This window comes from Allobosea sp. (genome assembly GCF_048595345.1).
Lineage (GTDB): Bacteria > Pseudomonadota > Alphaproteobacteria > Rhizobiales > Beijerinckiaceae > Allobosea.
This window is the reverse complement of record NZ_JBMDWH010000017.1, coordinates 64,349-75,101: the sequence shown is the minus strand read 5'-3', so window position 1 is coordinate 75,101 and position 10,753 is coordinate 64,349. Positions and strand designations below refer to the sequence as shown.

At 60.4% G+C, this 10,753-nt stretch carries 11 protein-coding genes; 3 read left to right on the top strand and 8 right to left on the bottom strand.

The window, feature by feature from the left end:
- From rfbC (ACOJTB_RS02620) to rfbA, 3 genes are all read left to right on the top strand, one after another.
- Positions 1-528 (top strand): dTDP-4-dehydrorhamnose 3,5-epimerase (gene rfbC, locus ACOJTB_RS02620; protein WP_420100958.1); only part of this gene is annotated, 528 nt, incomplete at its 5' end.
- Positions 529-546: 18 nt separating this feature from the next.
- On the top strand, positions 547-1,440 hold the full coding sequence (gene rfbD, locus ACOJTB_RS02615) for a dTDP-4-dehydrorhamnose reductase (protein ID WP_420100957.1): 894 nt from the start codon (positions 547-549) through the stop codon (positions 1,438-1,440).
- A 6-nt stretch (positions 1,441-1,446) separates the two neighbouring features.
- Complete coding sequence (rfbA, locus tag ACOJTB_RS02610; RefSeq protein WP_420100956.1) at positions 1,447-2,322, top strand: glucose-1-phosphate thymidylyltransferase RfbA; 876 nt, start codon at positions 1,447-1,449, stop codon at positions 2,320-2,322.
- A gap of 543 nt (positions 2,323-2,865) precedes the next feature.
- Here rfbA and ACOJTB_RS02605 read toward each other — a convergent pair.
- Genes ACOJTB_RS02605 through rfbF form a run of 8 tightly spaced genes read right to left on the bottom strand, consistent with a single transcriptional unit; the run spans position 2,866 to position 10,719 of the window.
- Positions 2,866-4,254: an ABC transporter ATP-binding protein gene (locus ACOJTB_RS02605; RefSeq protein ID WP_420100955.1), complete on the bottom strand. Its 1,389-nt coding sequence runs from the start codon at positions 4,252-4,254 to the stop codon at positions 2,866-2,868.
- Positions 4,244-5,095 (bottom strand): ABC transporter permease, encoded by an 852-nt coding sequence (locus tag ACOJTB_RS02600; RefSeq protein WP_420100954.1) that lies wholly within the window; start codon positions 5,093-5,095, stop codon positions 4,244-4,246. The genes ACOJTB_RS02605 and ACOJTB_RS02600 overlap by 11 nt, the downstream gene beginning before the upstream one ends.
- Positions 5,095-6,174, bottom strand: a complete 1,080-nt coding sequence (locus ACOJTB_RS02595; protein WP_420100953.1) for a class I SAM-dependent methyltransferase — start codon at positions 6,172-6,174, stop codon at positions 5,095-5,097. Before ACOJTB_RS02595 ends, ACOJTB_RS02600 begins: the two co-directional genes overlap by 1 nt.
- Positions 6,158-7,096 (bottom strand): NAD-dependent epimerase/dehydratase family protein, encoded by a 939-nt coding sequence (locus ACOJTB_RS02590; RefSeq protein WP_420100952.1) that lies wholly within the window; start codon positions 7,094-7,096, stop codon positions 6,158-6,160. Before ACOJTB_RS02590 ends, ACOJTB_RS02595 begins: the two co-directional genes overlap by 17 nt.
- The gene (rfbC, locus tag ACOJTB_RS02585; RefSeq protein WP_420100951.1) at positions 7,093-7,623 is read right to left on the bottom strand and encodes a dTDP-4-dehydrorhamnose 3,5-epimerase; all 531 of its coding nucleotides are present in this window, start codon (positions 7,621-7,623) and stop codon (positions 7,093-7,095) included. The genes ACOJTB_RS02590 and rfbC (ACOJTB_RS02585) overlap by 4 nt, the downstream gene beginning before the upstream one ends.
- Complete coding sequence (locus tag ACOJTB_RS02580; protein ID WP_420100950.1) at positions 7,620-8,855, bottom strand: methyltransferase domain-containing protein; 1,236 nt, start codon at positions 8,853-8,855, stop codon at positions 7,620-7,622. Before ACOJTB_RS02580 ends, rfbC (ACOJTB_RS02585) begins: the two co-directional genes overlap by 4 nt.
- A complete protein-coding gene (rfbG, locus tag ACOJTB_RS02575; RefSeq protein WP_420100949.1) occupies positions 8,852-9,961 on the bottom strand; it encodes a CDP-glucose 4,6-dehydratase in 1,110 nt (369 codons plus the stop codon). The genes ACOJTB_RS02580 and rfbG overlap by 4 nt, the downstream gene beginning before the upstream one ends.
- Positions 9,946-10,719 (bottom strand): glucose-1-phosphate cytidylyltransferase, encoded by a 774-nt coding sequence (rfbF, locus tag ACOJTB_RS02570; RefSeq protein WP_420100948.1) that lies wholly within the window; start codon positions 10,717-10,719, stop codon positions 9,946-9,948. The genes rfbG and rfbF overlap by 16 nt, the downstream gene beginning before the upstream one ends.
- Positions 10,720-10,753: the final 34 nt, after the last annotated feature.

The following is a 10,753-nucleotide window of genomic DNA, read 5'->3' as shown; positions in this document are numbered from 1 at the left end:
GCGGTCAAGATCATCACTCCGAAGCGGCATGGCGACCATCGCGGCTTCTTCTCCGAGGTCTACAAGCAGTCCGACATGGCGGCGGCGGGCATCGACCTCGTCTTCGTGCAGGACAACCACTCGCTCTCGGCTCAAATCGGCACGCTGCGCGGCCTGCATTTCCAGTCGCCCCCCTTCGCGCAGGACAAGTTGGTGCGCGTGGCCAAGGGCCGCATCCTCGACGTCGCCGTGGACCTGCGCGCTTCCTCGCCGAGCTTCGGCCAGCATGTCGCGGTCGAGCTCTCGGCCGAGAACTGGCGCCAGCTCCTGGTGCCGGTCGGCTTCGCCCATGGCTTCGTCACGCTCGAGCCGGATACCGAGGTGCTCTACAAGGTGACGGCGCCGTATGGCCCTGCCAACGACCATGGCCTCGCCTTCGACGATCCGGCCCTCGGCATCGACTGGCGCCTGCCCCATGCCGAGCTCGTGCTTTCGGACAAGGACCGCAAGCATCCGCGCCTCGCCGACCTGCCGCGCTATTTCGACTGAGCGCGGGAGCGACAGGCCATGAGGATCACCGTCACGGGACAATCGGGCCAGGTCGTGCTCTCCATGCTGGAGCGCGCGCCCGAGGGCGTGACGGTGACGGCGCTGGGCCGCCCCGGGCTCGACCTCGAGCAGCCCGGCTCGATCGGCCCGGCAATCATTGCCTCCCGGCCGGACCTCGTCGTCAACGCGGCTGCCTTCACCGCCGTCGACCTGGCGGAAAGCGAAGAAGCGAGGGCCCGTATCGTCAATGGCGTTGCCGCCGGCGAGGTCGCGCGCGCCGCGGCCGGGCTCGGGATTCCGGTCATCCAGATCTCGACGGACTATGTCTTCGACGGAACCCTGGACCGGCCCTATCGGGAAGACGATACCGTCGGGCCGATCTCGGCCTATGGCCGTAGCAAGCTCGCCGGCGAAGAGGCCGTGGCCGCCGCCACCCCTAACCACGCGATCCTCCGAACCGCTTGGGTCTACAGCCCCTTCGGCAAGAACTTCGTCAAGACCATGCTGCGGCTGGCCGAGACGCGCGACGAGGTCGGCGTCGTCGCCGACCAGGCCGGCTGCCCGACCAGCGCCCTCGATATCGCGGGTGCGGTCTTCGCCGTGGCGCATCATCTGGTCCGGCGTCCCAACGAGGCGGCTCTGCGCGGCGTCTTCCACATGGGCGCACAGGGCGAGGCGGTCTGGGCCGATGTCGCCGAGGCGATCTTCGCCGAGCGCGAGCGGCTGGGCGGCACCCCCGTGCGGGTCAAGCGGATCGCGACATCCGATTATCCGACGCCGGCCAAGCGCCCGGCGAATTCGCGGCTGGACTCCTCCAAGCTCAAGACGGTTCATGGGGCTGCCCTGCCGCATTGGCAGGCCTCGCTCGCATCGTGCGTGCGCCGGCTCGTGAGCACCGAACAGACGGGATAGACGACGATGAAGGGCATCATCCTGGCCGGCGGCTCCGGCACGCGGCTGCACCCGATGACGCTGGCGATGTCCAAGCAGCTTCTGCCGGTCTATGACAAGCCGATGATCTATTATCCGCTCTCGACGCTGATGCTCGCCGGCATCCGCGAGGTGCTGATCATCTCGACGCCGCACGACCTGCCGCATTTCAAGCGCCTGCTGGGCGACGGCTCGGATTGGGGCATCAGCCTGTCCTATGCCGAGCAGCCGCATCCGGGCGGGCTGGCGCAGGCCTATATCATCGGCGCCGATTTCGTCGCAGGCCAGCCCTCCGTGCTGATCCTCGGCGACAACCTGTTCTATGGTCACAGCCTGCCGGAGATGATGGCCTCGGCCACAGCGCGCACCAAGGGCGCCAGCGTCTTCGCCTATCATGTCCGCGACCCCGAGCGTTACGGGGTGGTGGCGTTCGACGCCGCCGGCAAGGCGATCTCGATCGAGGAGAAACCCAAAACGCCGAAATCGAACTGGGCGGTGACGGGCCTTTATTTCTACGACGAGCAGGTCGTCGACATCGCCGCCAATCTCAAGCCCTCCGCCCGCGGCGAACTCGAGATCACCGACGTCAACCGGGTCTATCTCGAGCGGGGCGAACTCTCCGTCGAATGCATGGGCCGCGGCTTCGCCTGGCTCGACACGGGTACCCCCGACAGCCTGCTGGAGGCCGGCGAGTTCGTGCGCACGCTGGAGAGCCGCCAGGGCCTGCGCATCGCCTGCCCCGAGGAGATCGCGGCGCGGCAGGGCTGGATTTCGGCGAAGCAGCTCGCAGCGCTTGGGGAGACGCTCAAGAAGGGTGACTACGGGCAGTATATTTTGCGTGTCGCGCAAGAGCTGGCGGGCTGATGCTTCTGCGGCATATTGAAGGATCGTTCCGTTCAGTCATTGAAATTGAAACCGTCCGCCCATGAGGCAATCGTGAAACAACGTTCGATGGCGAGATCGAGCGTTTCGTCGAGCTCCCTCGCCTCGGACTCGAAAGCTACCGCTATCAGCTGGAGCGCCCCAGCCGCAGGAATTGCAGTCCAATATCTCTGGCAGCAGATCGAGATCGAACAGATGCGCGGCGACGGCCGTCCGCACAGTCGAACAATTAGCCGGTGGCCGCCGCGCGGCTTGCTGCGCGTATTCGTCGCAAATGCTGCTCGACCCGAGGTCTTGGAAGCCGTGGATCACACCGAGCCAAAGACGCCTGCCATTTTATGGGTCCGAACCCTGGATGCTGGCGCTGCGTCAGTAGCTGCGGCCAGCACGCGCCTTCACCCTAGGCAATCGCATCAACGTCTTCCACCTCTCGAGTGCTCAGTGGAACTCCCTATTTTGGCTTAACAGCTAAAGTTCACTAGATCGAAGGAAGCACCGTCATCGTTTAATATTGAATCGCAAAATCTATTCTCTGGCCGAAACATCAATTTCGACCTCAGAAAATATCCGTATTGGCGGATAGTACAGACCAAATATCAAACGGTTAGGCTCGCGGTCGACTACGCGGAAAATCAGCGCATTGTCGATATAATCCAACCATTCCGCCCGGAATTGGTCATAGGCAATGGCAGGGCTGACGCTGTAGAAGCCGGGTTTGATATCAAGGCTAAGGCGCAACCTGAACAATATCCGACGCCCATCGATGCCGGGCCCCGGCTCGAATTGTTCCTGAAAGGTGTTCAACCCAATGACATTAGTCCCGAGCGTGTCACGAATGTAAAGACCGATGCCATATTCTGGGACGTTTTGGAGAAATTCAATCTCAAGATTTAGAGAGACCGTTTCTCCGACAAACGCTGCATCTATAACATCACCCTTATTGTCCGACAAGAAGATGTTGTTTATGCGCGCACGCCCGTCGCCATAGCGAAAATACTTAAATTCGGCGATATCGGTCTCGATCCTTGGTTTGACCTGCCGCCTCGCGACGGCAACAACTTCGGAGGCATCAAGATCGACGGTCCCGTCTGGCCGTTCGTCCCCACCTTGATCGCGGGCGTCGCGCGCCTTTGCCTGCGCCTCAATCTCCTTGAGCTTCCCAAGGTCATAGTCGGTCGTCATCAGCGCGAGATACCAGTTCGCCATCGGCGAGGCTGGTCCCTCGTTGACGACCTTGCCATCATGCAGCACCAGAACATGATCGCATAGGCGCTTCACGCCTTCCGTGTCATGGCTCACATAGATAATTGCCACGCCCGAAGCCTGCATCTGGCGGATGCGAGTCATACAACGATGCTGGAAGCGGGCGTCGCCAACGGCCAGAGCCTCATCGACGATCAAGATGTCGGGGTCGACGTTTATCGCAACCGAGAAAGCCAGACGCACGAACATACCTGATGAATAGGTCTTGACCGGGAGGTCTATGAACTCGCCGATCTCGGCGAAATCGAGAATGGTCTGTAACCTGTCTTCGATCTCGGCTCGACGCAGGCCAAGCACGGTGCCATAGAGAAAGACGTTCTCGCGCCCGGTGAATTCGGGGTTGAAGCCTGTCCCCAGCTCGAGCAGCGCGGCGATCCGCCCGCTCACACGAACCTCGCCCTGGCTTGGCTGTAGCGTGCCACACAGTATTTGCAATAGCGTCGATTTGCCGGCACCGTTTCGGCCGAGAATGCCTACCGTTTCGCCCCGCCGAACCGTAAGGTTGATGCCGGTCAACGCGAAGAAATCGCGATAATAGCGCCGGCGCCGTCCAGCGAACATCTGCTTCAACCGATCGATCGGTTGACTGTAAATTTGGTAGGCCTTGCCGAGATCGGTAGCCTGAATGAGGATTTCAGCCTTAGAGGACATCGGCAAACCCTCGCCGCGTCACCTGGAACCAAGCCCAGCCGAGCCACATCACAGTGAATCCGATCAAATAATGCACGAACAACTCAGCGGGAGCGGGCGTTATGCCGGAGAAAAACAGCTCCCGCATGGTCTCGACGTAATACGAGATGGGATTCAGGGAGATTAGGCCGCGAACTGCCTCTGGAACGGCCGAAATCGGAAAGAAAATCGGGCACATGAACATCAAGACAGAAATCAAGATGCCGGTCATCTGCCCGATATCGCGGAAGAAGACGGCTGTCGCAGAGACAAACCAGGCGACGCCAAGCGTCAACCCCAAGAACGGAATGAGTATCACCGGTGCGACCAGCGCTGCAAGCGGGACGCCGCCGCGATAGAGCGCAAAGAACACTAGAAAGACGGCCATGCTGAGGGCAAAGTGAAACAGCACCGCCCCCAGCTCGGCCACAATCAGGAGATCAAGAGGAAAAACGACCTTCTTCACGAGATTGGCATTACCGACGATCAGCGCAGGAGAGCGTCCTAACATGTCCGCGAAGATCGTAAAAATCGAAAGCCCCACGAGCAAAACCAGCGCAAACTCAATCGTTCCACCCGATTGAGCGCCGTAGAATCGCACACGGAAGATACTCCCGAAGACGAACGTGTAGACCCCTAGGAGCAGAAGCGGCCGGGCGAGAGCCCAAAAAATACCAAGAAACGAACCAGAATAGCTAATCTTAACCTGACGCTGGACCAATTGCCAAAGTAAATCTCTGTGCCGCCAAAATGACTTGACCATTCTGAAAGGCGATATGCTGTCTGTTTGGTTTGGCTTCGCGCGGTCATCCCGGTCGGTCACTATGCGTCCTTTACCTTCGATTGCGCCAGCATCTCAGCGATGATAGCTTCAAGCTTGCCGATATGCTCGTCCTTGGCCTTAAGTGCGGCGGAGTATTTAGCAATCTCGTTGTCAAGCTTGACGATATGCTTGGCCTTTTCAGCCTCGATCGATCGGCTGTCTATCAGTTGAGTACGCAGATCTGCCAGCTCGGCATCCAGGAAGGGCGCGTTGTAATCGGCAACATAGTCTCGGAACTGTCTTGCCATCACGAGAATTGGAGCCTCGCCGACTGCGGTGCCCATAGCCTGCGGATCGGTGCCGAAGCGCTCTCTCAACGTCCGAGCGACACCGCGATCCCGTGTAAATACATAGAAGCGACGATAGTGCTGCTCTAAAGGCGATCCACACAGTGGATAGAGCGAGCTGGCGCGGCTGGCCATGAACCGTTTGGCCGCGCCCCCATCATTGATAGTCGAGCAATAGAGATCGACTAAATTCGACGACAGCCATTCCGAAATCCTGACATTGTCGATCATAACGAGCTCGGCACCGAGCTCACGGGCAATCGCCGCGACTTTTTCGGACTGGGGCAGGCCGAATTTGGTGTGTTCATCGAGGAAAGCAAGACGCGTGCTGAAAAGGCTATGATAACCCTCGGCCATTACACTCTCGGCCGCCGAAATCTCCGGCAGCCCGATCGGCGTCGCGATCACGGCCAAGCGTGGGGCGACACGCAAGCATTCGGCGATGAACCCGCCCCGAATCTCGTCGGGCATGTGCTCCAACACGTCCATCGCTGCAGAGCAGGCGAAGCTGTCGTCGGCGAAGGGCAATGCCGCTCCGGAAGGAACCACGACGATCTTGCTATCGCCGAAGTCCTCGATGTCGGTTCGGACGATGCTGCCGAAATGACCGGGCAGGAACCTTGCGGTCAATTGTGAAAATCCCGCGCCGACATCGATCAGCCGTGCGGTTTCGTCAGGCTCCGAGACCGCCCGGACGATGTTTGCGAGCAGGGAGTACCGAGCGAACAGGTCGAATTGCAGTTCGCCGATCGCCTCTGGTTGCGAAACTTGGGCCTCACACGCGTCTGTCATCCCGCCCCGACTCCATGCCACGCCACCAATCGAGCGTGTTTGCAAGGCCCTCTTCAAGCCGAAAGCCCGGCGAGAAATCAATCTTTTCGCGTAAGATTTCTGTCGCTGCGGCAAGGCACGCAGGCTCTCCTTCGTTTGTCGGCCTGGCGCCAATCCGCAGCAGTTCAGGCCGGCCGGCAAGGCTGCCAAGCGTCGCAACGATTTCCCTGACCGCGATCGTCTCGCCGCTTGCGATGTTGACCGGGCCGTTCCAATCGCAGTCAACCAGCGCCGCAAGTGCCGCGGCCGCGTCGTCGACATGCATGAAATCACGCAACTGGGTGCCCAGCGTGCAATCTATGGGCTCGTTAGCAAGAAGACTGGCGCAGACATCGGAAACGAGTCGGCGGCGCGCTTCGCCCGGACCATAAAGGAAGAACATCCGCCCCCATGCGGCCGAGAGACCGACCTGCCGAGCAAGTTCCGCGACGATCGTCGAAAGGCCGAGCTTTGCAGCGCCATAAAGCGTATGCGGAAGCAAGGGGGTTTCGCCTTCCCGCAGAAGCGCGTGGCTCCAGTCGTATTCGGCGCAGGATCCTACATGGACAACGCGCCGTCCGCCATTTTCGGCAAAAATCCGCGTCAAAGACAGTGTAGCGGTGACCCAATCCAGATTGCCGAGGTCGGTCCAGAACCGGCCGGGAGTCACGACCCAGGCTAGGTGCAGCAAATGCGAGGGGCGCACCGCTTCGATCAGTCCCGCATGACCTGCAGTGTCGAGAAGATCGGCGCGATGCAGAATGACGTCATCCAGCCAGCGGCCGGCTGGCTGGGTGCGTGCCACGCCATGAACCTCAAACCCGCGCTCGCGCAGGCTCAGGCAGGCCGGTCTGCCGAGGAACCCGGTTGCACCGGTAACGAGGATACGCCGCGCGCTAGTCATACTCGGAAATCGGGGTAGCTGGCGTCGCGTTCGCTCATCAGCGGATCAGATAACGGCCAGCGAATTGCGAAGGCCGGGTCGTTCCAGCGGACGCCGCGCGCAAGGTCGGGATGATAGCTTTCGGACATCGCATAGAGCACGTCGGAGTCATCGACCAGCGTTTGGAAACCGTGGGCGCAACCGCACGGCACGTAGAGCGCGCGGCTGTTATCCTGCGTCAATTCGGTTCCGAACCAGCGCCCTAGAGTCGGCGAGTTCGGCCGCAGATCGACGAACGCATCGAAAATGGCGCCGCGCGTGCAGCGGACGAGTTTGCCCTCGGGATGCGGTTCGGCCTGATAGTGCATCCCACGCAAGGTATTGCGGCGGCGATTCACCGAGATGTTCATCTGGACGAAATCGGAAGGCAAGCCGGCCTTCGCGAATTCGTCGCGACACATGGTTCGGGCAAACATGCCGCGATCGTCGGCTCGCGGCTCGATGTCGACGACGAAGGCCCCGGGGATCGGCGTCGACCTAAAGATCACTCGATCACCTGAAGCCGCGGGATCGCGACGACAAACTTGCCGCCCCAATCCCGGATACCGCTCATCTGCTCCATGACCTCGTCCTTCAGATTCCAGGGCAGAATGAGGACGTAGTCCGGCTTGGACTCCGCAATAGCCTCCGGCGCACGGACGGGGATGTGCGTCCCTGGCAGAAGCGTACCCTGCTTATGCGGGCTGCGATCGACTGTGAAGGCAATGAAATCGGTCTTGACGCCGCAATAGTTCAACAGCGTGTTGCCCTTGGCAGGAGCACCGTAGCCGACAACGGTTTTGCCAGCCCGCTTGGCCTCGATCAGGAACGACAGCACTTCGCACTTGATGTCCACGACTTGCTTGGCGAAAGCCTTGTAGGCATCCGGGCCGTCCAGCCCGGCGGCGCTCTCCTCGGCGCGCACGCGCCCCACCGCCTCGGTGACCGGCAGGGCGTCGTTCTCGCGATGACGCCCATAGATCCGAAGCGAGCCGCCATGCGTCGACAACTGGTCGACGTCGAAAATCACCAGACCGTGATGGGCGAAAACCTTCTCAGCCGCCAGCAGCGAGAAATAGGAGAAATGCTCATGATAGATGGTGTCAAACTGATTTTCCCGCATTTGTGTCAGAAGATGCGGGAACTCGACGGTGACCACGCCGGTTGGCTTCAGCAGGTTCTTGAACCCCCTGACGAAATCATTCAGGTCAGGCACATGAGCCATGACGTTGTTGGCCGCGACCAGATCCGCGCCAAAGCCCTCGTCGGATAAACCGATCGCCGTCTGCGCACCAAAGAACGCGACGCGCGTGTCGATGCCCTTTTCGATCGCGAACTTGGCGACATTGGCCGCAGGCTCGACACCCAGTACCGGCACACCGCGCGCCTTAAAGTACTGCAGCAGGTAGCCGTCGTTGCTGGCGATCTCGACCACCTGCGATTGTGGACCGAGCGAGAAGCGCTTAATCATCGCGTCGCAATACGCCTCGGCATGGCGCAGCCAACTGTCGGAATAAGACGAGAAATACAAGTAGTCACTGAAGATATGATCCGGGGTCGCCACCTGCTCGATCTGGACGAGTCGGCAGTCGCTACAAACATAGGCGTGCAGCGGGTAGAACGGTTCCATGTCACGCGCTGCTTCCGGGCGGACATAGGAATTGGCCAGTGGCGACATGCCGAGATCGGCAAAAGTCTCGGTGAGATGGCTCCCACAGAAACGGCAGGCAAGGGGCTTCATTTGAACTCCATTTCGATGGATTCGAAGGCGTGGATCTGGTCCACCATCAAACTGTCTGCTGCCCTGCCGTCCTGATACATTTTGTACCAATCAACAGTCCACCGCAGCGCCTCGGCGAGCGGCAGGCGTGGGGCCCAGCCAAGCCTTGTGCGCGCCTTAGCGGCATCGACTGCAAGCAGCATAGCCTCGTGCGGCTGCACCTCGCCCGTTGTTTCCCAGCGCGCGCCGTTTCCCCATAAGCCGGTGACGCGTTCCACAATCCAAGAGACAGGGGCGACATCGTCGATCGGCGGCCCGAAATTCCAGGCTTCCTCGACCGAGAGACCGCTCTTGTCGAGCAGGCGTTCGGCGAGAACAAGGTAGCCGCAGATCGGCTCCAGTACATGCTGCCAAGGCCGTGTCGAGCCGGGGCTCCGGATAACGATCGGCCGGCCCTCCGACATCGCGCGGATACAGTCGGGAATCAGCCGGTCCTGAGACCAGTCTCCGCCGCCGATGACGTTGCCTGCACGTGCCGATGCGATCGCCATCGGAGTCGCCCTGCCCTGCGCGCCGGCGAGAGACTTCTGCGACTGGCGCCAAGCTGATGTTGCGATCTCGGCGCAGGCCTTGCTCGCGCTGTAGGGATCGTAGCCGCCGAGTGCGTCGGTTTCGCGATAGGGCCAGACCCATTCGCGGTTCTCGTAGCATTTGTCTGTCGTGACGATCAGCGTGGCCGCCACGCCGCCACACCGTGTCGCGGCCTCAAGCACGTTGACCGTCCCCATCAGGTTGGCGGCAAAGGTCTCCACCGGCTCGCGATAAGAGCGCCGCACCAGCGCCTGTGCAGCCAAATGCAGCACAATGTCGGGTTGTACTCGCTCCATGACGGACCGGACGGCCCCCAGATCACGGATGTCAGCGGTCGCGCAGTTGAAACGGCGATCGACCGCAATTTCCTTGGCGAGACTGGGCTGTGTCTCCGGCGGCAGCGCGAGCCCGAACGGCAAAGCCCCGAGCCGCTCGAGCCACATGCACAACCAAGCTCCTTTGAAGCCGGTGTGACCGGTGACAAGAACACGCTTGCCGCGCCAGAATTCCGGCGTGGGGTTCACCATTTGCGCCATGGCGCCTTGCCTTCTTCCCACAAGCTCTCAAGATGACGCTTGTCGCGCAACGTATCCATCGGTTGCCAAAATCCCGAATGCTTGTAAGACGCCAGTTGGCGATCGCGAGCCAGCCCCTCTAGTGGCCCCTTCTCCCAGACGGTATCGTCGCCGGCGATACGATCGATAACTTTCGGCGACAGCACGAAGAATCCCCCGTTGATCCAACTGCCGTCTCCCTGCGGCTTCTCACGGAACCCGAGCACGTCGTCCTGGTCGAGTTCGAGGGCCCCAAAGCGGCCAGGCGGCTGAACGGCGGTAACGGTCGCAAGACGGTCATGGCTGCGATGAAATTCCAACAGCTTGCCGATATCGATGTCTGCTACACCATCGCCATACGTCATGCAGAAATCTTCATCGCCGAGATACTCGCGCACCCGTTTCAGCCGACCGCCGGTCATGGTCTCGGCGCCGGTATCGATCAATGTGATTTTCCAAGGCTCGGCGCGGCGATAATGAGTAGTGTGATCGTTTGTCGTAAGATCGAGCGTAACGTCGGCCATGTGCAAGAAGTAATTGGAAAAATATTCTTTGACGACATATCCTTTGTAGCCAAGGCAAACAATGAACTCGTTGATACCATAATGCGAGTAAATCTTCATGATATGCCAAATGATTGGCCTTCCGCCAACCTCCACCATCGGCTTAGGTTTGGCTTCCGTTTCTTCCGAAAGACGCGTCCCAAGTCCCCCAGCCAAAATAACGGCCTTTGTTATCATGATCGATTCCTAAGGAGCAAAGGTGATTGTCCGG